Here is a 23,277-nt window from a genome sequence, read left to right on the forward strand (position 1 = left end):
AGAAAAATGAATTAACACCACATTGTTATTATTCCGTTAACAATAAAATAATGCTGTGAGCAGCACCGATCTGTTTGCTGATTATTCCGCCAGGCATGCTTCTGCCCGTCCAGCATGTTGACGAAGAATCGTTCTCCTCCCCGGGCATGAACTCTCATTTAGCCAGGTTCAGCACCCCGTCAGTCCAACAGTCCGACATGATACGTTTGCGGAACTGACTTACGTGAAACGACAAGAAATGACCAGAATGTGACACGGTGTTGCCTGGAATGGTGTACAGCTTAAATGAATAATACAAACGCACTCGGAACAAATTATTATCTTTTCATTAACAGTTATTTTTATGTCTATATTAAGGGTTCCGTTAATTCCGTTACCTATCTCACACTTCTTCTTCTGAAGTTATTTAAAGATGCCTTTCGCTAACAGACAAATAAACAGGATTCAGATCACAAACATGAAACTCCGTTTAATAGATACCTTTTTATTAAAATATTAATGCGTTGAAATTACAACCACAACCACATGAAAGTAAAGGGGTTTTATTTTAATTTCATAGAACAGTCGTTTTTCGAAAGATATTTTGAAAATAGATCAATTGCATCCATCACGCCTCCCCACGACACTCCGTCTCTATTAAAACATTTCAAAACATTTTATTTCTTACCCTGAGTCCTGGAGAGGATTACCCATGAAAAAATCAACACTCGTTATTGGCGTCATTGGTGCTGATTGCCATGCCGTTGGCAATAAAGTTCTGGACCGCGTTTTTACTGCCCATGATTTTCGCGTAATCAATCTGGGCGTAATGGTAAGCCAGGATGAATATATTGATGCCGCAATCGAAACCGGCGCCGATGCGATTGTCGTCTCTTCCATTTATGGCCACGGCGACATTGATTGCCTGGGTCTGCGCGAGCGCTGCATCGAACGCGGTATAGGCGATATCCTGCTTTACGTCGGCGGCAACCTGGTGGTCGGCAAGCATGACTTCGCAGATGTCGAAGCCAAATTCAAAGAAATGGGCTTCCAGCGCGTCTTCGCCCCAAGCCACGATCTTGAAGATGTATGCCAGTTGATGGCAGCGGATATCAACAAGCGCCACGGCGTTGAACAGCGTTGTCTGGAAGAGGCCATCTGATGCAAACCGTCTCTGTCGATATCGGCTCGACGTGGACCAAAGCTGCCCTCTTCGCAAAGGAGGGGGATGCGTTAACACTGGTTAACCACGTTCTGACTCCGACGACGACCCATCATCTGGCGGACGGTTTTTTCGCCAGCCTGAACCAGGTGTTGAACGTTGCCGATGCGCGCCCGCTGCTCAACAGCGGTGAAGTGACCCTGAAGTACTCCTCGTCGGCGAAAGGCGGTCTTGCTGTCGCCGCAATGGGACTGGTGCCGTCGATCACCCTGGAATCGGCAAAAGTCACGGCGCATTCTGCGGGGGCAAAAATCGCCCAGTACTATTCGTACAAGCTAAATCGCCATGATATTCAGGCGCTGGAAGCCTCACCACCGGATATTCTGCTGTTCACCGGCGGCACCGACGGCGGCGAAGAGAGCTACGGTCTGGCCAATGCGCATGCGCTGGCGGAGTCCAGCCTCGACTGCGCCATTATCTACGCCGGAAATCGCGACATTCAGGACGATATCCAGGCGATTCTGGGACACAAAGATCTGACTACGGTAGACAACATTCTGCCCGATCTCGATCACCCGAATCCCTTCGCCGCACGTAAGGCGATTTGTGATGTTTTCCTGTCCCGCATTGTGAAAGGCAAAGGCCTGGATGTGATTGTCGGTGAAACCGGCGAAGAACCCATGCCAACGCCCTGGACGGTATACGAACTGGTCAAAGCCATCAGTGAAGTCGATAGCGCATGGAAAGAGTTCATGCTCATCGACATGGGCGGCGCAACCACCGACGTCTATTCCGCCAGCGCCAATACCCTCTCGCCCGATACCGTGCTGCACGGTGTCCCGGAGCCCTTTGTTAAGCGCACCGTGGAGGGCGATCTCGGCATGCGCGTCTCCGCCGTAGTAGTAGGCGAAAGCACCCAGGAACTGGTGAAGGTGGTATTCGCTCAGCAGCCGGCGCGCCAGGAGGCCTTCTATGGATACCTGCGGCATCTGGTGGCGCATCCTGATTATCTGCCGCAGAGCGAGGACGAAAAATACTTTGATTCTCTGTTAGCCGGGCTGTGCGTCGGTTACGCCGCAGAGCGTCACGCAGGCACCAAAAAGCAGGTCTGTACCTGCGTTGGCAACGTCGATTTACAGATGGGACGCGACCTGACCACCGTGCGCAAAGTGGTCGGCTCGGGCGGCTGGCTCTCCCGCGCCAGTCAGTTTGATATCCATCACTGGCTCAAATATCGCGAACTGGACGACGACGGTAGACGCATTCTTTTACCCACTCAGTTTGAGTACTACCGCGATGCAAAAGGTCTGCTCCCGCTGCTGGCAAACGTTGCCAGACTGGATCCCCAGGCCGCTGCGCGCACCAGCATTCACTGTTTAACCCTATAAAACCTAAGGCAGCGACGAATGGAACTTCGAAATAAAAAATTAACCCATGACGAATTTATGACCGAACGGCATCAGGTATTGCAAACGTGGCATACCGGCAAAGACGTCGAACATTTTGAAGATGGCGTGAAGTATCAGCAGACCATTCCTGAGAAAAAACGTTTCTCTCATGCCTTGTTGAAGGCGGATCAGGAAGGGAAAACCCTGAGCCAGCCGCGTGCGGGTGTAGCACTGATGGACGAGCACATCGCGCTGCTGAAAACCCTCCAGGCAGAGTGTGACCTGCTGCCGAGCACCATCGATGCCTATACGCGTCTGAATCGTTATGAAGAAGCCGCCATTGGGATCCAGAAATCCATTGAGGCCGGGACGTCAAAGCTCAACGGACTGCCGGTGGTTAACCACGGCGTGGCGGCGTGTCGTCGGATGACCGAAGCGCTGGAGAAACCGATTCAGGTCCGTCACGGTACGCCGGATGCGCGTCTGCTGGCGGAGATCGCCATGGCCAGCGGCTTCACCAGCTATGAAGGCGGCGGGATCTCCTACAACATTCCTTACGCCAAACGCGTTACGCTGGAAAAATCCATTCGCGACTGGCAGTACTGCGACCGTCTGATGGGACTGTATGAAGAACACGGCATTCGCATTAACCGCGAACCGTTCGGCCCGCTGACCGGCACGCTGATCCCGCCGTTCATGTCTCACGCGGTGGCGATTATTGAAGGTCTGCTGGCCCTGGAACAGGGCGTGAAGTCCATTACCGTAGGCTACGGCCAGGTGGGCAGTCTGACGCAGGATATTGCCGCGATCCAGTCACTGCGCGAACTGTCCCACGAGTACTTCCAGAATTACGGCTTCAATGATTACGAGCTGAGTACCGTCTTCCACCAGTGGATGGGCGGCTTCCCGGAAGACGAATCCAAAGCGTTCGCTATTATCTCCTGGGGCGCAGCGGTCGCCGGCATGTCTGGTGCGACCAAAGTGATCACCAAGAGCCCACATGAAGCCTTTGGTATTCCAACGGCGGCGGCAAACGCCCAGGGGCTGCGCGCGTCACGTCAGATGCTCAACATGGTCAGCGACCAGAAATTCCCGCCGTGTGCTGCGGTAGAGCAGGAAGTGGATCTGATTAAGAGCGAAGTTCGTGCGGTCCTGAAGAAAGTGTTTGAACTGGGCAACGGCGATGTCGCACGCGGCACCGTGCTGGCCTTCGAAGCAGGCGTGCTGGACGTACCTTTCGCCCCGGCCTCCTGTAACGCAGGAAAAATCTTGCCGGTTCGCGATAACGCCGGCGCGATCCGTATTCTGGAAGCAGGCTCAGTTCCGCTGCCGCAAGACATTCTCGCCCTGCACCACGATTACGTGGCCGAGCGTGCCCATTATGAAGGACGTAAACCCTCATTCCAGATGGTTGTTGATGACATCAACGCTGTATCCCACAGTCAATTAATAGGAAGACCATAATGAAAATTAAACAGGCGCTTTTCACCGCTGGCTACTCCTCATTCTATTTTGATGACCAGCAGGCGATCAAAAATGGCGCAGGTCATGACGGGTTTATTTATACCGGCGAGCCGGTTACCCCAGGCTTTACCTCTGTGCGCCAGGCTGGCGAGTGCGTTTCCGTACAGCTGATTCTGGAAAACGGCGCCGTCGCAGTGGGTGATTGCGCCGCGGTGCAGTACTCCGGTGCCGGTGGTCGCGATCCGCTGTTCCTGGCGGAACATTTCATTCCGTTCCTCAACGATCACATTAAACCGTTGCTGGAAGGTCGCGATGTAGATGCGTTCCTGCCGAACGCCCGTTTCTTCGACAAACTGCGCATCGACGGTAATTTGCTGCATACCGCCGTTCGTTACGGTCTGTCACAGGCGCTGCTTGACGCCACCGCGCTGGCCTCGGGCCGCCTGAAAACGGAAGTGGTGTGTGACGAATGGCAACTGCCATGCGTACCGGAAGCCATTCCTTTATTTGGTCAGAGCGGCGACGACCGCTATATCGCCGTCGACAAGATGATCCTCAAAGGTGTTGACGTCCTGCCGCATGCGCTGATCAACAACGTTGAAGAGAAGCTCGGTTTCAAAGGCGAAAAACTGCGTGAGTATGTGCGCTGGTTATCCGACCGCATTCTCAGCCTGCGCAGCAGCCCGCGCTACCACCCGACGCTGCATATCGACGTGTACGGCACCATCGGTCTGATTTTCGATATGGATCCGGTGCGCTGCGCTGAGTATATCGCCAGCCTCGAAAAAGAAGCCCAGGGTCTGCCGCTGTACATTGAAGGCCCGGTTGATGCAGGCAACAAGCCGGATCAGATCCGCATGCTGACGGCCATCACCAAAGAGCTGACCCGTCTGGGTTCCGGCGTGAAAATTGTCGCCGACGAATGGTGTAACACCTATCAGGACATCGTGGACTTCACCGATGCCGGCAGTTGCCACATGGTGCAGATCAAAACCCCGGATCTCGGCGGCATTCACAACATCGTTGACGCGGTGCTGTACTGCAACAAACACGGGATGGAAGCTTACCAGGGCGGTACCTGTAACGAAACCGAAATCAGCGCCCGCACCTGCGTACATGTGGCTCTCGCCGCACGTCCGATGCGTATGCTGATCAAGCCTGGCATGGGCTTCGATGAAGGTCTCAATATCGTATTCAACGAAATGAACCGCACCATCGCGCTGTTGCAGACTAAGGATTAAGAGATGGCACGCACATTTAAGATCTTATCGCCGACGGCTATCCTGGGTTATGGCTTCCCGGAAGAGAGCTTTCGTAAAGCCATGGAAGAGTCACCGGATCTGATCGCCGTTGACGCAGGCTCCTCCGATCCTGGCCCCCATTACCTGGGGGCGGGTAAACCGTTTACCGACAGGGCCGGAGTGAAACGCGATCTGCGCTATATGATCACGGCGGGCGTTAAGAACAACATTCCGGTGGTGATCGGCACCGCCGGGGGATCTGGTGCTGCACCGCACCTTGAGTGGTGTCGGCAAATTATCCTTGAGATCGCACAGGAAGAAAAACTGTCCTTCTCAATGGCGCTGATCCCATCGGATGTGAATAAAGAGGTAGTTCATCAGGCGCTGGATAACGGCAAAATCACCGCGCTGGACTTTGTTCCGGCACTGACCCACGAGGCGATCGAAGAGAGCACCTATATCGTGGCGCAGATGGGGATCGAACCGTTCCAGCGTGCCCTGGAAGCGGGTGCGCAGGTGGTGCTGGGCGGACGTGCTTACGATCCGGCCTGCTTCGCGGCGCTACCGATTATGCAGGGCTTTGATGAAGGTCTGGCGCTGCACTGTGGCAAAATTCTGGAATGTGCGGCCATTGCCGCCACCCCAGGTTCCGGTTCCGACTGCGCGATGGGGATTATCGACGACAACGGCTTTACGCTGAAGACGTTCAACCCGAAACGCAAGTTCACCGAAACGTCGGCGGCGGCACACACCCTGTATGAGAAGTCCGATCCGTACTTCCTGCCAGGTCCGGGCGGCGTGCTGAACCTGAAAGGGTGCAGCTTCAAAGCGGTAAACGATGGCGAAGTGTACGTCAGCGGTTCCCGTCATGAAGAAACGCCCTATGCACTGAAACTCGAGGGCGCGCGTCAGGTGGGCTTCCGTTGCCTGACCATCGCCGGTACCCGCGATCCGATCATGATTGCCAGCATCGACACCATTCTCGAAGAGGTTAAGGCCAGTGTGGCACGTAACCTCTCGCTGAATGATGACAGCATCCGCATGACGTTCCACCTGTACGGCAAAAACGGCGTGATGGGTAATCATGAACCGGTGCAAACCGCCGGGCATGAACTGGGCATTTTGCTGGATGTGGTCGCGCCAACGCAGGATATCGCCAACAGCGTCTGTTCGCTGGTACGTTCTACTCTGCTGCATTACGGCTACGAAAACCGGATCGCCACGGCAGGCAACCTCGCCTTCCCGTTCTCGCCATCCGACATTCAAAGCGGGCCGGTGTATGAGTTCTCAATCTATCACCTGATCGAAGCCAGCGACGCCCTGCGTTTTGACTTCCATATCGAACAGGTGACGCCGGAAGGAGTTCAGGCATGAAACACGCTATTTGCACCCTGGCGCAGGTGATTCGTTCCAAAAACGCCGGACCGTATGAACTGGTGTTAGATATTTTATTTAAAACACGCGAAGACTATCAGCGGGTAAAACGTTCTGAGCAATTAACCCCGCAGTTAATTGCCCGCTTATATAACGTTGAACCTGATTTTATTCATCGCATCGTCTGGTTTGACCCTGCGAATGCCGTAAAAATCGTGATGCCTCGCGATATTATTTCCGGCAACGTTGGTGACAATGATGTTTATGGCGCGCAGCAGCATGCGCCGTTATTAAGTATTGAGTTCGATCTGTAGCAAATAAAATACAACAACGTCCATTGGCGTACAGGATTTCGCTGTATCACTGTATTCCAGATAATTCATGCGGTTGGTCACAACCAGCGTGCGCCTGAGCTGCTGTCCAGGCTCAGGCGCACGCTACCCTACAACACTTCACAGACCAGCCTTGATCCGATGGAGTAATAATGAAGAAAATAAGTCTAACCAAAATGATCATATTAGGCCTGATCCTCGGCATGATTGCCGGGGTGGTCATTAATAATATGGCATCGGCAGATACAGCAAAATCGTACGCGCAGGATATTTCTATTTTTACCACCATCTTTTTACGTATGGTAAAAATGATTATCGCGCCGTTGGTTATTTCAACCCTGGTGGTCGGGATCGCGAAAATGGGCGATGCCAAAACACTGGGACGTATATTCTCAAAAACCTTTTTCCTGTTTATCTGTGCCTCACTGTTGTCGATTGCGCTGGGTCTGGTCATCGTCAATCTGTTCCAGCCAGGTGCGGGCATTAACTTTGTCGCCCATGACGCGGCGGCAGTGGCGGGCGTACAGTCAGAGCCGTTTACGCTGAAAGTGTTTATCTCTCACGCCGTGCCGACCAGCATCGTCGATGCAATGGCGCGTAACGAAATCCTGCAAATCGTGGTGTTCTCCATTTTCCTCGGGTGCAGCCTGGCCGCCATTGGCGAAAAAGCAGAACCGATCGTGAAAGTGCTCGATTCGCTGGTTCACGTCATGCTGAAGCTGACTGGCTACGTCATGTTGTTCGCCCCGTTAACCGTATTCGCCGCTATTTCTGGGCTGATTGCCGAACGTGGACTGGGTGTGATGGTTAGCGCCGGGATCTTCATGGGCGAATTCTACCTGACACTGGGCATGCTGTGGGCGATTCTGATCGGCCTGTCGACGGTGATTGTCGGTCCCTGCATCAGCCGCCTGACGAAAGCGATCCTCGAACCGGCGCTGCTGGCGTTTACCACCTCCAGTTCTGAAGCCGCGTTCCCGGGAACCCTGGATAAGCTGGAAAAATTTGGCGTCTCATCCAAGATTGCCAGCTTCGTGCTGCCTATCGGCTACTCCTTCAACCTCGTGGGTTCAATGGCCTACTGCTCGTTTGCCACGGTCTTTATCGCGCAGGCGTGCAACATTGAGCTGAGCATGGGTGAGCAAATCACCATGCTGCTGATCCTGATGTTGACCTCCAAAGGCATGGCGGGCGTACCGCGTGCCTCGATGGTGGTCATTGCCGCTACCCTCAACCAGTTCAACATTCCGGAAGCTGGTTTGATCCTGCTGATGGGCGTCGATCCGTTCCTCGACATGGGCCGTTCTGCGACCAACGTGATGAGTAACGCGATGGGCGCCGCGATTGTCGGTCGCTGGGAAGGTGAACACTTCGGTTCCGGCTGCCGGGGTACGGCACCGGTCAAAACGCCAGAACAGGAGCGTCCTGCAACTGAGCAGTCAGAAGTGGTGATGTCCTGATGATATAAGGTTGCCGGATGACGCCAGGGCTTATCCGGCCTACACATCCAGCATTAACCTGTAGGCCGGATGGCGCTTATGCCCATCCGGCCTGGAATCAGCCATTTTTTAGGTCGGATACGGCGCAACGCCGCCCTCCGGCGATATCAACCTTTACGTGAGAAGTAACATGTCTAAACCCTTTGTCTGGCAAGAACTCTTTGTACAAAGCAAAGAGAGTACGGAATACGAATTACTGAGCAATCAGCATGTTACGGTGACAGAATTAGATGGCGAAGAGGTCATCAAAGTGGCACCGGAAGCATTAACGCTGCTGGCGCAACAGGCATTCTATGAAGCATCGTTCTTTCTGCGCTCCGGACATTTAAAGCAGATCGCCAGCATCCTGCACGATCCGCAGGCCAGCAGTAATGACAAGTATGTCGCGCTTCAGCTGCTACGTAATGCGGAAGTGTCGGCGAAAGGCGTGCTGCCGAACTGCCAGGACACGGGTACGGCGACGGTAGTCGCCAGCAAAGGCCAACAGATATGGACCGGCGGCGATGACGCCGAAGCGCTCAGCAAAGGGATTTACACCACCTTTAAGGAAAATAACCTGCGCTATTCGCAAAACGCCCCGCTGGATATGTATACCGAGGTCAATACCGGCACCAACCTGCCGGCGCAGATCGACATCAGCGCCACGCCAGGTAACGAATACCGTTTTCTGTTCGTCAATAAGGGCGGCGGTTCAGCTAACAAAGCGGCGCTGTTCCAGGAGACCAAATCGATCCTGCAACCGGAAAAGCTCACCGCCTTCCTGATCGAGAAGATGAAATCGCTGGGCACCGCAGCCTGCCCGCCATATCACATCGCTTTTGTCGTCGGCGGTCTCTCCGCAGATCAGGCGCTCAAAGTCGCCAAACTGGCCTCAACCAAGTATTACGACAACCTGCCCACCAGCGGTAACGAACTGGGTCAGGCGTTTCGTGACACGGCGCTGGAATCCACGCTGCTTAATGCCAGCCGTGAATTTGGCATTGGCGCGCAGTTTGGTGGCAAATATTTCGCCCATGATATTCGCGTGATTCGTCTGCCGCGCCACGGCGGCTCCTGCCCGATCGCGATGGCGCTCTCCTGCTCTGCCGATCGCAATATCAAAGCGAAGATCAACAAACACGGGATCTGGCTGGAAAAACTCGAGCATAACCCGGGCAAATTTATCCCGGAATCCAGCCGCATCGAGAACAGCGCGCAGAGCGTAAACCTGGATCTGAACCGTCCGCTGCGCGAGATCCTGCATGATTTATCCGCCCTGCCCGTCGGCACGCGACTTTCGCTTAACGGCCCGATCGTGGTTGCCCGCGACATCGTTCACGCCAAACTTAAAGAGCGTCTGGACAACGGCGAAGCGCTGCCAGGGTACATGAAAGATCACATCGTCTACTACGCAGGCCCGGCCAAAACGCCGGATCAGATGGCCTGTGGTTCGCTCGGGCCAACCACCGGCGGGCGCATGGACGGTTATGTCGATGCCTTCCAGGCCGCTGGCGGTAGCCTGGTTATGCTGTCAAAAGGCAACCGCAGTTCACAGGTGACCGAGGCCTGCCATAAACACGGCGGATTCAACCTCGGCAGCATCGGCGGCGCCGCAGCCTTGCTGGCGCAACAATATGTGAAAAGCCTGCGCTGCCTCGAGTATCCCGAACTGGGAATGGAGGCGGTCTGGATGATGGACGTTGAAAACCTGCCGGCTTTCGTGCTGGTGGACGATAAAGGGAACAATTTCTTCAGCCAGTTTGAACAACAGCACCGTTGTGCATCCTGCCCGGCGGGACATTAAGGAGCGTTTATGCAAGCGCGAGCCAATGGCGACCGTCATCGCCAGCGTCAGCAAAAGCTGAAAGAACAGGTAGATATCCGCGTGGCCGCCGCCACGGAACAGAAAGGAATTGTGATCGTTTTCACGGGTAATGGAAAAGGGAAATCCACGGCCGCCTTTGGCACCGCTACCCGTGCAGTAGGTCATGGTAAAACCGTTGGCGTCGCGCAGTTTATCAAAGGCCAGTGGGATAATGGCGAATACAATACCCTGCATCCGCTGGGCGTTGAGTTTCACATTATGGGTACCGGGTTTACCTGGGAAACGCAAAACCGTGAGACAGATATTGCGGCGGCGCTTGCCGTCTGGGCAGAGAGCAAGCGCATGCTGGCCGACGCGCATTACGATCTGGTCGTGCTGGATGAACTCACTTACATGCTGGCATATCACTATCTTGATACCGAAGAGGTGATTGCCGCCATCCGGGAACGCCCGGCACAGCAGAGTGTGATTGTGACCGGACGAGGGTGTCACGCGCAGTTACTGGAGCTTGCCGATACGGTGAGCGAATTACGCCCGATCAAGCATGCGTTTGACAGCGGAATTCAGGCTCAGGCCGGAATTGACTGGTAGTGATCTCATTGCCGGATAGCGCATGCGCTTATCCGGCTTACCATTAACCTGTCACCCGCCCTCAGCGTTCCAGGTGAGATACCACTGATTTTTGCAACAGCCAGTCGCGGAATACCTGTAAATGACGGGATTCCGCTTTTTCTTCCCGCCAGGTCATAATGAAACGATTACCCGTGCGCATAGGCACATCGCAGGGGATCACCATATCTCCGTTGTCCAGATCGTGCTGGATCGCAAAGCGCGGGAGCAGCGCAACCCCCAGATTTGATCGCACTGCTGCGATCAGCATCGACAGCAGATCAAATCGCGGCCCCTTGTTGGCCAGAGGACTACTGACATCCGACAGGGCGAACCACTCCTGCCACCCGTTAATTCGCGTACTTTGATGCAGCAATGGAAACTCATTAAGCAACTCTTCAACAGCCAGTTTCTGGTTAGGCTGTGACAGCAGACTGCCGCTACAGACCGGCAGAATTTCCTCTTCGAAAAGATACTCCACTTCTGACCACGGCGAACAGAAGTCCTCACGCATAATAGCCGCATCATATTCACGGTTGAGAAAATCACCCATGTTCGCCAGCGAATGAATATTAACGATAATATCGGGGTTAAGTTTGTTGAATTCACGCAGATTGGGGATCAGCCAGTGGGTACTGAACGTCGGATTGACTGCCAGTTCAATGACTTCGACCGTAGGCTGCCAGGTCATAATGGTATTCGTATCACGCTCAAGTTTATTTAGCGTTTCCTTAACAATGCTCAAATAATGCTTCCCGGCCGCGTTTAGAAAAATCCGCTTTTTAGCATGACTAAATAATGCAGTATGCAGAAAATCCTCAAGTGCATTCACCTGGCGAAATACGGCACTTTGCGTTAATGCTAACTCCTCCGCCGCACGCGTATAACTTTCATGACGTGCCACTACTTCAAACGTCACCAGTAATTCAGTCTTTGGTATCTTTCCTCTCATAACGTCTTCCATATGCCGCGTACAAAAATAGTTTAATTTATAAAAAATAAATGCAACCGACTCCCGATTGGCCTGAGAGTTATATTTTATTTCCTACCTGGATGTCATTGATCCACTCCATGATTTATTCACACATAAGGCGAACAAATAATAACCAATAATACGCAAGACTGACCATAAACACAATTTAATTAAGGTTATTTTGCGACAAATAGCGTCAATAAGTTCTTAATAATTTTTCAAGACAACTTGTTTATCGGAGAAAAAACTTTGTGGGTTTAATCAATATTATTTACTTATTATTTCAGGAGAATTCAGTTCATTAAACGATAAGCAAACGATGGCGTTTTTCCATCTGCTTTTACCCTTTTTACCGTTTTTCCCGACAATAATTAAGGACGACATATGAAAGATTCCGGAAAAGTCTGGCTGGTTGGCGCAGGCCCAGGTGATATCAGCTTACTGACCCTTAAAGCCCTGCAATGCATTCAACAGGCTGATGTCATTATTTACGATCGGCTGGTTAACCCCAAAATACTCGAGTGGTGCACAGCAAGCTGTACCTGCATCAACGTTGGCAAAAGTCCGGGTTATCATTGCGTTCCTCAGGAGGAGATCAATGCTCTGCTTATCCAACATGCCCGGATGCAGCGGAACATTGTGCGCCTGAAAGGCGGCGATCCTTACGTGTTTGGCCGCGGTGCCGAAGAGGTGGAGTGCCTGGTCGAGGAAGGCATTGCCTTCGAGGTGGTACCGGGCATCAGTTCCGCTATTGGCGGGTTGGCTTGCGCCGGGATCCCAGTAACTCACCGTGACCTGGCATCGGGCTTTCATGTCGTGACGGGGCATACCCGCGAAGGCAATCAACAGCAGGACTGGCGGCAGCTCGCAAAGCTCAACGGTACGCTGGTGATTGTCATGGGGATCGCTAATCTGCCGTTTATCTGCGAAGAACTGCTAATGGGCGGCAAATCACCGGACACACCCGCCGCGATAGTGATGTCGGCCACCCGGGATAATCAGCGGCGCTTAACCTGTACGCTCGGCACATTGCTCACGAAAGCGCAGGAAGCGAATATTGTCCCGCCTGCGCTGATTGTGGTCGGCGACGTTGTGCGTCTGAGTGACCGTCTCTCTTTTATTCCAGAGGTGATGGAACGCGCTTACAGCGAAAGCTGTTCATGACGGAATGACTGCGGAGACGTCTGGTGAGCCGCCCGGAACACCCGACAAAAATAGCTGGTCTGCGCATACTGAAGTTTCCGGGCGATGCTGTCGATAGAGTTCGTCGGATCGCACAGCAACTCACTCGCCCGCTGCATTTTTTTCTGACTTACCCAGGTTTTAAAATTCACGCCCTGCCGTTTCTTAAAGAAGCGGCTAAAGTAGTTGGCGCTTAAACAGACATGCGCAGCCACCGACTCCAGCGTCAGTTCCTCATATAAGTGCTCATCAATATAGCGCAGCGCGGCGACCAGTTTCTTTTCATGGCGCGAAAGTTCCATTGCCGACAGGCGCAGGTCGCTCAACTGCACATCGGCAGTGTCTAACGTTTTACGCTGGACCGGGTGAAGATTATTAATAATAAACCTGAGCAGGTTTGCCGCCGCCATCAGATGATTATTTTCAACAATCGCAACCTGATTCCAGGCTGATTTAATTTTGGGATCGAAAACCCACTGTCGATCGTCATCAATGACAATGGTTTTATATTCCGGATACTTTGCACGAACCTGACCACAAATAATAAATCCCAGCAGGTGCCCCTGACTAATTAACGGCATAGAGAAAAAGCTTAACCCTGCATGACAGCAGAGTATTCTGACTTTTTCTTCTTTTAACCCTTCAAAGGCACAATATTTGTCACATTTGTGACAACTTTTTTGGTATTGCGGATGCGCGCGCAGTAATGAACAGAACGAATTAAAATTATGACAGGCAGAAATTTCCCGACCATGAATGTCCACAACCACGGCAGCAAGTCCTGTGGCCTTAGAAAACACCTCTGCCAGTGAATAAAAAGTGTGTAAGACATCGTCCTGATTATGCTGAGGCACGTTCCGCTCCGTCAGTGGTCTGGATAACGTCGCTACTATGCTTAATTTATCCAGGTGAAAAAATGACCCTGACCGCAAAAAATAATCTCATTTATTCAGGTGATTATGATCAAATTGCAAGAGTGGCGTCCTGTCTCCTCTACATCTTTCCCGTCACTGTTGTGACAACATTTCCCAAAGATTAACGAATCTTCACATCACTCTGTGAGTATCATTTCAATTTGAAATGGCATTTTTATCATTATTTTCAATTAGTTATTTGAAAACAATTCAATTTTATAATGTGTTTATTTGTGAGAATCATCATGTGAATGTGAAACGCCCTCCTGAATAATGGACGCAATTACCAGACAATCTGAACGGAGTGGATGTATGCCCGTCACGACAGGTGTTATCGCCGACGACTTTACTGGCGCAACGGATATCGCAAGTTTTATGGCTGAACAAGGCTGGCGGGTCGCGCTGTTGCCCGGAATGCCAGACGCCGCACAGCGGTGGGATGAAGAGGTCGATGCGATTGTCATCTCGCTTAAAAGCCGTTCTCTGCCGGCTGACCAGGCCATCGATCAGTCATTACGCTGCTGGCAATGGCTGCGCAACGCGGCTCGCGCACAGCAGATTTACTTTAAATATTGTTCCACTTTTGATTCCACCCCGGACGGCAATATCGGTCCTGTCAGCGATGCGCTGATGGATGCGATGCACGCGCCGTACATCATTCACTGTCCTGCCCTGCCGCAAAACGGACGCACGGTGATCCACGGTCATCTGTTTGTGAACGGCGTATTGCTGAACGAATCCGGCATGGAGAAACATCCGCTCAACCCGATGACCGATGCGAACCTGATTCGTCTGCTCGCGGCGCAAACGACCCGCACCGTCGGGCGCATTGACCTCAGCACAATTCAAAAAGGTGTGGAAGCGGTCACTCACGCGCTGGACCGCTACCAGTCTGAAGGTGTACGTCACGTGATCGTGGATACCTTCAGCGAAGCCGATCTGCAAACCCTCGCTCAGGCCTTACGCCGTGCGCCATTGCTGGCGGGCGGTTCTGGTCTGGGAGGCGCACTGGCCGCTTGCGCCGCACCACAGCGTGGGCGGGAAGTGGCGCATCCTTTCCCGCTGCCGGCAAAAACGGTGGTTTTTTCCGGAAGTTGCTCCGCCATGAGCAACCGCCAGGTGAATCGCTACAAAGCACAGGCTACCTCCCGTCAGCTTGACGTGGCGCGCTGCCTGGCAGACGCAGAGCGTTACAGCGATGAGCTGTCGCTGTGGGCAATGGCGCATGTCGATGATCCGTACGCGCCGTTGATTTACGCCACCCAGCCGCCAGAAGCGCTGAAACGTATTCAACAGGAGTACGGCGACCAGCAGGCCAGCCGGGCGATTGAACATACCTTTGCCAGGCTGACGGCCAAACTGCAGGCCGCGGGCGTGAACGGATTTATCGTCGCGGGCGGCGAAACCTCCGGTACCGTGGTGGAAGCGTTAAAGGTGAAGCGACTGACGGTTGGAAAAGCGATCGCCCCCGGCGTCCCATGGGTGTTTTCCGCCGAGCCGCCGCTCGCGCTGGCGCTGAAGTCGGGCAACTTCGGTGATGAAGACTTCTTTTTTACCGCGCAGGAGTATGCATCATGAGTCAGCTTAACGAACAGCAACTCCGTGAACAGCTGGTGCATTACGGTCGCTCCCTGTTTATGCGCGGTTTCAGCAGCGGTGGTTCGGGTAACCTGAGCGTAAGGCTGTCGGACGGCGGCTATCTGGTCACACCGACCAACTCCTGTCTGGGAGAACTGGACGCCGCTACGCTCAGTAAACTGGATGCCAACGGCGTTCACCTGAGCGGTGACAAACCGTCAAAAGAAGTGCCCATGCACCTGGCCTGGTACCGTCATCGTCCGACTTGCGGCGCGGTGGTCCATCTGCATTCACCGTGGCTGACTGCCCTTTCCTGTCTGCCGTGCAGCACACCGGAAAACTGTCTACCGCCGTTAACGCCGTACTACGTGATGCGCGTCGGGCAGTTGCCACTGTTGCCCTATTTCAAACCTGGCCATGAAGGTATTGCCAGCGCACTCAGTGAGATTGCGGCTGACCATACCGCCGCACTCCTGGCAAATCATGGTCCAGTTGTCAGTGGTCGCTCACTTCGTGAGGCGGTATTTAATGCCGAAGAGCTGGAAGACAGCGCCCGTATCTGGCTGACCTTAAAGCCCCTCGGCTACGTGCCGCTAACGGCGGAAGCGGTGGCTGAACTCGAACAATCCCGGCGAACATGAGGTGAGATGATGATCCCCGAACAACGACGTGATTTTATCTACCGCTACGTGCATGAAAAAAATGTCGCCTCGTTTAATGAACTGGCGGACCTGATGAGCGTGTCGCATATGACCGTGCGGCGCGATATTCAGTTACTGGAAGAAGAAGGAAAAGTCATCTCGATCAACGGCGGGGTGAAACTCAACAATCTGCTGAAATCGGAGCTGCCGTGGCGGGAAAAAGCCGAGTTGCATCATGAGGTGAAGCGGCGGATGGGGCAACTTGCCGCCATGCTGATAGAGCCCGGGCAAACACTGTATCTGGATGCGGGAACGTCGTTATTTGAAGTAGCGAAAGCCGTCGCCGCCAGCCATTGCTTTAACCTGACGGTGGTGACAAACGATTTCTCCATCAGCCACTATCTGATGGACATGCCACACATCACGCTGTACCACACCGGAGGACTGGTGGATCAGCGTAACCGTTCCTGCCTCGGGAAAAGCGCCGCCAGTTTTCTGCACACGATAAATATCGACGTGGCGTTTCTCAGCTCCTCCTCGTGGGATATCGAGCGCGGTATGTCGACCCCCAGCGAGGGCAAAGCCTCGGTGAAAGAGGCGGTGCTTACCGTCTCCCGCCGTCGGGTGCTGGTTTGCGACAGCAGTAAATTTGGCAAATACGGGATGTTTCATATCTGCTCTCTGAATCAACTGACCGACATTATTTCGGATAACCGGTTGCCCGACGTGGCGCAGGACAGCATTGCCAGTCAGGGCGTGAAACTGCATCTGGTTGATTGCCAGGAGGGAACGCATCATGCTGAAGTTAGCGGCTAATCTCGACTGGCTGTTTTGCGAACGGCCCATTGCGGCGCGCTTTCAGGCCGCAAAGGCGGCGGGTTTCCACGGTGTTGAAGGGCTGTTTCTCTGGCAGCATCCGCTGGATGTGCTACTGGCGGCACAGCGGGAAACCGGCCTGCCGGTAGCGTTGATGAATGCGCCAGCCGGTAACTGGCAGGCCGGCGAACGCGGGCTGGCCTCCCTGCCGGATCGTGACGAGGCGTTTCATCGCAGTCTGCTGATTGCCCGCGATTACGCCACGGCACTGGGCTGTCGCAAGGTGCACGTCATGGCCGGACTGCGCGTGGCCGGACATTCCACCAACGCCCAGCATGAGCGTTTAACCGAGCGACTGCGTATCGCCTGCGACGTCATGGTCGAGGCCGATATCGACGTGCTGATTGAACCGCTAAATCAGGAAGATATGCCTGGTTATTTCGTCGACAACTTCCCACTGGCTGAAAGACTTATTCGCGACGTGGGCAGAAAAAATATCGGCTTACAGTTTGATATTTACCATTGCCAAAAAATACACGGCAATGTTGCGCATCTTATTGACCATTATTTACCAATTATTAAACACTTCCAGATTGCTTCTGTGCCCGGTCGCCATGAACCGGGAACAGGAGAATTAAACGAAGCATGGCTCTTTGATTTTATTAAACAGACAGGTTATCAGGGCTGGATCGGTTGTGAGTATAAACCGTCAACACCAGGGCCCGAATCGTTACGCTGGATGACACCGTACTTATAATTTTAATATCTCTGTACCGGAAAACCGGAGGAACACATGTCGGATACTGTTATTATCTCGCTGGCACCCGTTGCCGCGGATTGCCCCAGAGTTATACCCGAAGAACTGGCACAAGAAATATTGGCCAGTGTCGAACATGGTGCGGCCATCGTGCATTTACACGTTCGTGATAAGCAAGGTCGCCTGACGTCAGACACCACCGATTTTCAGGCGACGATCGACCACGTCATGCGCCATTCTGACCTGATTATACAGGCCTCCACCGGTGGCGTCTCTGCCATGTCGATTGCCGAGCGCTGTGCGCCGCTGAACTGTCCCGGCGTCGAAATGGCATCGCTGAACGTCGGTTCCGTTAACCTCGGCGACGCCGTCTACTTTAATCCCGGACCGGACGTCGAATATTGTTCACAACAAATAACCCAACGCGGCATTATTCCTGAATTTGAAGTCTTTGAAATTGGGATGATTAATAACATTCTGGCGCTGGAAGAAAAAATACCGTTCAGAAAACCCATGTTATTTAATATTGTGCTTGGACACCGTGGAAGTTCGCCGGCGACGGTTGATGCGTTAATTGCCTTGCGTAGCATGATTCCACGCGATGCTTTATGGGGAATTACCCATTTTGGCCGCCACAATTTCGATATTATTGCAGCAGCGGTCGGCATGGGTGCCAGTGAAGTCAGAATTGGTTTTGAAGACAGTTATTATTTAAGCGCCGAAGAGAAAGCTCAACATAATTATCAGCAGGTTGCCAAACTCGCCACGCTTATTCGCAGTATGGATAAAAAGGTCGCCACGCCGGATATTGCGCGGCAAATGTTAGCTATTCCACCACGGCAGTAGTAACGAGAGAAAGGACATTTCATCATGACTATCACGACCGTTATTCACAAAACCGGACTGGGCGTCTGTATCGCCGGTGGCGCACTGGCGGCTATTGGCGCGCTGATGCAGTCTCCCGCCCTCTGGCAGCCGGGGCTGGTGATGCTGACGGTAGGCTTCGCGGCAGGCGCGGGCTACTGGACAAATCTTCGCAGCTATCAGTTTACCCTGTGGATCATCGCCGGCTTTGTTGCGGCGATGACCTGGTCAACCGATCTGATCGTCTGGGGCGGATTCAACATCACCCATAAATGGATCGTCTTTTTAGTGATCCAGGCGACCATGTTCAGCATGGGCACTAAACTCACGATCCAGGACTTTATCGACGTCGCTAAAATGCCATGGGCGGTGTTTATCGGCACCTTCTGTCATTTCGTCATCATGCCTCTGCTTGGCCTGAGCATTACGTTGATCTTCGACTTCCCACCGGAAGTCGCGGTAGGCATTCTGCTGATTGGCTCCTGCCCCAGCGGGCTCTCTTCCACCGTCATGGTATATATCGCAAACGCCAACCTGGCGCTGGCGGTCTCTATTGCCGCTGTCTCAACGCTGGCGGCGACGGTCATGACCCCGCTGTGGGTGAATCTGCTGGCGGGTTCGATGATCGACATCCAGCTCACGGCGATGGTGATGGACGTCGTGAAAATCGTACTGATCCCGATTGGCGCAGCGATTTTACATGACTACCTGAAAACCTACGCCGGTGTGCAGGGTCGTCGAACCGTGCAAATTCTTGCCGGGATCAGCGCCATCTGGCTGCTGTATATGATTGCCGGCGGCTGGGACTCACTGTTTGGCAGCGCCAGCGCCGACGCGCAAATGTATGCGGTGGTGCTGAACTTTGTGGCGGGTGGGATCATCTGGGCGCTGTTCTATAACTGGCTGTATGGACGTGTGGACGGCGTTAAGAAGATCATGCCGACTATCTCGATGATGGGCATCATTTTCTTCACCACCACGGCGGCAGCGGCCGGGCGCGACAATCTGGTTCAGGTCGGCTTCCTGCTCTGCTTCGCCATGCTAATGCACAACCTCGGCGGCTTCCTGATTGGCTATCTGATGAGCCGCTGGATCTTCCGTATGGATGTCCAGTCAGCGCGAACGGTGGCCTTCGAAGTCGGTCTGCAAAACGGCGGGATGGCATCAGGTCTTGCCGCCGCCATGGGCAAACTGGCCACCGTTGGTCTCGCCTCTGCGGTCATGACGCCGCTTGGCAACGTCAGCGGCTCGCTGCTGGCTAACTACTGGCGCAAAAAGGATGCCCGACAGGCGCAGGCCCAGAGCGAGAGTTCGCCTGCTCAGCCGGTATCAGAACCTCTGTCAAAAGGATAACTTACAATGATGACTCTAACCCAGGAACAGGCTCGACGCGCCGTAGACTGCGCGCTCGATCTCGCCGACACCCGTTATGCGCAACGTCCGCTCAGCGTGGCCGTGTGCGACGCCCACGGCGAGTTACTGAGCTTTGCCCGTATGGACAATGCCAAACTGTTGACCATTGAGCTGACGCAGCGTAAAGCGCGCACCAGCAGCCGTTTAGGCTGCACCACTCAGGCGTTTTTACAGCGTCTGCAAAACGAGGCGCTGGATATCAGCTACTTTGCTGACCCACGTTTTACCGCGCTGCCCGGCGGCGTACCGATTCTTCACAGCGGTAAATGTCTGGGGGCCGTCGCGGTGGGCGGACTGTCCGCGCAGGAAGATCACGATGCGGCCATGGCCGTTGCCGAATGTTTGCTCAAGGAGATCGCAGAATGAAAAAGATCGCTATGCTTCACACCAGCTCCGCCACGCTCGCCATGATGCAGCAACTGATCGGCGACATCATGCCAGAAGCGGACGTGATGCACCTCGTCGAAGAGTCGATGATCAAGCAGGTGATGAAGGCCGGTGGCGTGACGCCGAACATTGCGGCACGCATTGCCGACTACGTTCACATAGCCGAAAAAGCGGATTGTGAGATTTTCATTACCGCCTGTTCGTCCATTGGCACAGCGGTTGAGCAGTGCCAGTTTATGACGCCGCTGCAACTTGCGCGTATCGACTGCGCAATGGTGGAAAAAGCCATTAGCCTGGGTGAGAACATTGCCGTACTGGCCACCGTCGCCACGACCATGAAACCAACGCTGGAGTATGTCCAGCGCAAAGTGCAGGCCAGTGGTAAGCAATGCACCGTGACGCCAATATTGATGGAAGAGGCCTTCCATGCCCTGCTGGCGGGCGACATGGAAACCCACGATCGCATCGTCAGTGAAGGATTGCACAACGCGTATAAACAGGCTGATGTGGTGATGCTGGCGCAGGCGTCGATGGCACGCGTTCTGCAGCAGCTTCCGTCTCCGCCCGTCCCGGTGATGACCTCTCCGGAAAGCGGCATCCGTTGGCTGAAAACGCTAGCCGCAAGCGAGTAAGCGCCTGATGACGATGCTGGCGCATCTTAACAGGCCTACATCCGTAGGCCGGATAAGCGACAGCGCCATCCGGTAAACCTGCAGGCAAAAAAAAGGCCATCATCAGATGGCCAACCATGTCGAAAATGGACCAACCCTTTCCCCTGCATCACGGGTAAATGCAGGGGGTGGGCTGTTTTATTGCTTTTACTTAATGACGGCTTTCAGCGCTTCGCCGATATCGGCCAGGCTGCGAACGGTTTTCACACCAGCGGCTTCCAGAGCCGCGAATTTCTCATCCGCAGTCCCTTTACCACCAGCGATAATGGCCCCAGCGTGACCCATACGTTTGCCTTTCGGCGCGGTCACACCGGCAATGTAGCCAACAACCGGTTTGGTGACGTGATCTTTAATGTAGGCAGCCGCTTCTTCTTCCGCGCTACCGCCGATCTCACCGATCATCACGATCGCTTCAGTCTGCGGATCTTCCTCGAACAGTTTCAGAATATCGATGAAGTTAGAACCCGGGATCGGGTCACCGCCGATGCCCACACAGGTGGACTGGCCGAAACCGTAGTCGGTGGTCTGCTTAACCGCTTCATAGGTCAGCGTACCGGAACGAGAAACAATACCCACTTTACCCGGCTTATGAATGTGACCGGGCATGATACCGATTTTGCATTCGCCTGGGGTGATAACACCCGGGCAGTTCGGCCCGATCATGCGCACGCCAGCTTCATCGAGTTTCACCTTCACGGTCAGCATATCCAGCGTCGGGATACCTTCGGTGATGGTGATGATGAGCTTAATGCCTGCGTCGATGGCTTCCAGAATGGAGTCTTTGCAGAACGGTGCCGGCACGTAGATAACAGACGCGGTGGCGCCCGTCGCTTCTACGGCTTCACGCACGGTGTTAAATACCGGCAGGCCCAGGTGCGTGGTGCCGCCTTTGCCTGGCGTTACGCCGCCAACCATCTGCGTACCGTAGGCAATTGCCTGTTCGGAGTGGAATGTCCCCTGGCTACCGGTGAAGCCCTGGCAGATAACCTTGGTATCTTTATTAATTAAAACTGACATTATTTCCCCTCCACTGCGGCAACAACCTGCTGAGCTGCATCCGTCAGACTTTTCGCTGCAATAATATTCAGGCCGCTGTCAGCCAGTTTCTTCGCGCCGAGTTCGGCGTTGTTGCCTTCCAGACGGACCACCACCGGAACGTTAACACCCACTTCCGCTACCGCGCCGATGATGCCGTCAGCGATCAGGTCGCAACGCACGATACCACCGAAGATGTTAACCAGAACCGCTTTAACGTTGTCGTCAGAGAGGATAATTTTGAACGCTTCGGTGACGCGCTCTTTGGTGGCGCCGCCGCCCACGTCAAGGAAGTTAGCCGGTTCGCCGCCGTGCAGTTTCACGATGTCCATGGTGCCCATCGCCAGACCTGCGCCGTTAACCATGCAGCCGATGTTGCCATCCAGCGCGACGTAGTTCAGTTCCCACTGTGCTGCCTGCGCTTCACGCGGGTCTTCCTGAGACTGATCGCGCATTTCACGCAGATCCGGCTGGCGGAACAGCGCGTTGCCGTCAGCGCCCAGTTTGCCGTCGAGGCAGATCAGGTCGCCCTGTTTGGTGATGACCAGCGGGTTGATTTCGATCAGCGCCAGGTCGCGCTCAAGGAAAATGGTCGCCAGACCCATGAAAATCTTAGTGAACTGCTGAACCAGTTTGCCTTCCAGACCCAGTTTGAACGCCAGTTCGCGTCCCTGATACGGCATGGGGCCGGTCAGCGGATCAAGCGCCACTTTGTGGATCAGGTGCGGGGTTTCTTCCGCCACTTTTTCAATTTCAACGCCGCCTTCAGTGGAGGCCATGAAGACCACGCGACGGGAGCTACGGTCAACGACCGCGCCCAGGTACAGTTCTTTATCAATATCGGTCGCCGCTTCAACCAGAATCTGGTTTACCGGTTGACCGCTGGCGTCTGTTTGATAGGTCACCAGACGTTTGCCCAGCCAGTGTTCAGCAAAAGCGCGAATCTCTTCTTTGCTTTTGACCACTTTCACACCGCCCGCTTTACCGCGGCCACCTGCGTGAACCTGACATTTTACTACCCACGGACCTGCACCGATTTTCGATGCCGCTTCTTCAGCTTCACGCGGGGTAGTACAGGCATAACCCACCGGCGCCGGTAAGCCATAGCGGGCAAAAAGTTGTTTTGCCTGATATTCATGTAAGTTCATGTGTTCTGTCCATCCTTCAGGTAATCGTTATCTTAAACCGTAGGCC

Annotated in this window: 22 protein-coding genes; 18 read left to right on the top strand and 4 right to left on the bottom strand. The window is 53.9% G+C overall.

The annotated features are described in order from the left end of the window. Positions 1-691: 691 nt before the first annotated feature. The 9 genes from glmS (at position 692) to cobO (ending at position 10,834) form a co-directional block, all read left to right on the top strand. Complete coding sequence (glmS, locus tag KE671_RS07840) at positions 692-1,141, top strand: methylaspartate mutase subunit S (protein WP_042320605.1); 450 nt, start codon at positions 692-694, stop codon at positions 1,139-1,141. Then, positions 1,141-2,529 carry a methylaspartate mutase accessory protein GlmL gene (glmL, locus tag KE671_RS07845; RefSeq protein WP_206162451.1) on the top strand — a complete coding sequence of 463 codons (1,389 nt, stop codon included), beginning with the start codon at positions 1,141-1,143 and terminating at the stop codon, positions 2,527-2,529. Before glmS ends, glmL begins: the two co-directional genes overlap by 1 nt. 18 nt (positions 2,530-2,547) lie before the next feature. Then, positions 2,548-3,993, top strand: coding sequence for a methylaspartate mutase subunit E (locus KE671_RS07850; protein ID WP_206162452.1), 1,446 nt, complete (start codon positions 2,548-2,550; stop codon positions 3,991-3,993). Beyond that, entirely contained in the window at positions 3,993-5,234 is a 1,242-nt protein-coding gene (locus tag KE671_RS07855) for a methylaspartate ammonia-lyase (protein WP_206162453.1), read from the top strand. The genes KE671_RS07850 and KE671_RS07855 overlap by 1 nt, the downstream gene beginning before the upstream one ends. Before the next feature lie 3 nt (positions 5,235-5,237). Next, complete coding sequence (locus tag KE671_RS07860) at positions 5,238-6,608, top strand: acyclic terpene utilization AtuA family protein (protein ID WP_206162454.1); 1,371 nt, start codon at positions 5,238-5,240, stop codon at positions 6,606-6,608. Beyond that, complete coding sequence (locus KE671_RS07865; protein WP_042320615.1) at positions 6,605-6,922, top strand: DUF4387 domain-containing protein; 318 nt, start codon at positions 6,605-6,607, stop codon at positions 6,920-6,922. The genes KE671_RS07860 and KE671_RS07865 overlap by 4 nt, the downstream gene beginning before the upstream one ends. A 170-nt stretch (positions 6,923-7,092) precedes the next feature. After that, positions 7,093-8,400, top strand: a complete 1,308-nt coding sequence (locus tag KE671_RS07870) for a dicarboxylate/amino acid:cation symporter (RefSeq protein WP_206162455.1) — start codon at positions 7,093-7,095, stop codon at positions 8,398-8,400. Positions 8,401-8,569: 169 nt separating this feature from the next. Further along, positions 8,570-10,222, top strand: coding sequence for a class I fumarate hydratase (locus tag KE671_RS07875; RefSeq protein ID WP_206162456.1), 1,653 nt, complete (start codon positions 8,570-8,572; stop codon positions 10,220-10,222). A gap of 9 nt (positions 10,223-10,231) precedes the next feature. After that, a complete protein-coding gene (gene cobO / locus KE671_RS07880) occupies positions 10,232-10,834 on the top strand; it encodes a cob(I)yrinic acid a,c-diamide adenosyltransferase (protein WP_206162457.1) in 603 nt (200 codons plus the stop codon). A gap of 61 nt (positions 10,835-10,895) precedes the next feature. Here the strand turns inward: cobO and KE671_RS07885 are convergent, their stop codons facing one another. Next, positions 10,896-11,804, bottom strand: a complete 909-nt coding sequence (locus KE671_RS07885; RefSeq protein WP_061076878.1) for a LysR family transcriptional regulator — start codon at positions 11,802-11,804, stop codon at positions 10,896-10,898. 405 nt (positions 11,805-12,209) lie between these two features. On the opposite strand from KE671_RS07885, the gene cobA reads away from it, so the two are divergent. After that, positions 12,210-12,989, top strand: coding sequence for a uroporphyrinogen-III C-methyltransferase (cobA, locus tag KE671_RS07890; RefSeq protein WP_206162458.1), 780 nt, complete (start codon positions 12,210-12,212; stop codon positions 12,987-12,989). On the opposite strand, the gene KE671_RS07895 is transcribed toward cobA, so the two are convergent. Then, on the bottom strand, positions 12,968-13,861 hold the full coding sequence (locus KE671_RS07895) for a PocR ligand-binding domain-containing protein (protein WP_206162459.1): 894 nt from the start codon (positions 13,859-13,861) through the stop codon (positions 12,968-12,970). The two genes, cobA and KE671_RS07895, sit on opposite strands and share 22 nt — an antisense overlap. A 372-nt stretch (positions 13,862-14,233) precedes the next feature. On the opposite strand from KE671_RS07895, the gene otnK reads away from it, so the two are divergent. The 8 genes from otnK to KE671_RS07935 are packed head-to-tail and all read left to right on the top strand — an operon-like array spanning position 14,234 to position 21,009. Further along, the gene (otnK, locus tag KE671_RS07900) at positions 14,234-15,499 is read left to right on the top strand and encodes a 3-oxo-tetronate kinase (RefSeq protein WP_206162460.1); all 1,266 of its coding nucleotides are present in this window, start codon (positions 14,234-14,236) and stop codon (positions 15,497-15,499) included. Further along, complete coding sequence (locus tag KE671_RS07905) at positions 15,496-16,140, top strand: aldolase (RefSeq protein ID WP_206162461.1); 645 nt, start codon at positions 15,496-15,498, stop codon at positions 16,138-16,140. Before otnK ends, KE671_RS07905 begins: the two co-directional genes overlap by 4 nt. Before the next feature lie 6 nt (positions 16,141-16,146). Further along, on the top strand, positions 16,147-16,956 hold the full coding sequence (locus KE671_RS07910) for a DeoR/GlpR family DNA-binding transcription regulator (RefSeq protein WP_206162462.1): 810 nt from the start codon (positions 16,147-16,149) through the stop codon (positions 16,954-16,956). Then, the gene (locus tag KE671_RS07915; RefSeq protein WP_206162463.1) at positions 16,937-17,713 is read left to right on the top strand and encodes a hydroxypyruvate isomerase family protein; all 777 of its coding nucleotides are present in this window, start codon (positions 16,937-16,939) and stop codon (positions 17,711-17,713) included. Before KE671_RS07910 ends, KE671_RS07915 begins: the two co-directional genes overlap by 20 nt. Before the next feature lie 36 nt (positions 17,714-17,749). After that, entirely contained in the window at positions 17,750-18,559 is an 810-nt protein-coding gene (locus tag KE671_RS07920; protein ID WP_206162464.1) for a 3-keto-5-aminohexanoate cleavage protein, read from the top strand. A gap of 24 nt (positions 18,560-18,583) precedes the next feature. Then, positions 18,584-19,930, top strand: a complete 1,347-nt coding sequence (locus KE671_RS07925; RefSeq protein ID WP_206162465.1) for a bile acid:sodium symporter family protein — start codon at positions 18,584-18,586, stop codon at positions 19,928-19,930. 6 nt (positions 19,931-19,936) lie between these two features. Continuing rightward, a complete protein-coding gene (locus tag KE671_RS07930; protein ID WP_206162466.1) occupies positions 19,937-20,356 on the top strand; it encodes a GlcG/HbpS family heme-binding protein in 420 nt (139 codons plus the stop codon). After that, on the top strand, positions 20,353-21,009 hold the full coding sequence (locus tag KE671_RS07935) for an aspartate/glutamate racemase family protein (protein ID WP_206162467.1): 657 nt from the start codon (positions 20,353-20,355) through the stop codon (positions 21,007-21,009). Before KE671_RS07930 ends, KE671_RS07935 begins: the two co-directional genes overlap by 4 nt. A gap of 186 nt (positions 21,010-21,195) precedes the next feature. Here KE671_RS07935 and sucD read toward each other — a convergent pair whose 3' ends face one another. Both sucD and sucC read right to left on the bottom strand, forming a co-directional pair. Continuing rightward, positions 21,196-22,065 (bottom strand): succinate--CoA ligase subunit alpha, encoded by an 870-nt coding sequence (gene sucD, locus KE671_RS07940; protein WP_206162468.1) that lies wholly within the window; start codon positions 22,063-22,065, stop codon positions 21,196-21,198. Continuing rightward, a complete protein-coding gene (gene sucC, locus KE671_RS07945) occupies positions 22,065-23,231 on the bottom strand; it encodes an ADP-forming succinate--CoA ligase subunit beta (protein ID WP_206162469.1) in 1,167 nt (388 codons plus the stop codon). The genes sucD and sucC overlap by 1 nt, the downstream gene beginning before the upstream one ends. Between the last annotated feature and the right edge of the window lie 46 nt (positions 23,232-23,277).

The sequence above is a fragment of the Citrobacter amalonaticus genome (assembly GCF_018252635.1).
GTDB classification, from domain to species: Bacteria; Pseudomonadota; Gammaproteobacteria; order Enterobacterales; family Enterobacteriaceae; genus Citrobacter_A; species Citrobacter_A amalonaticus_E.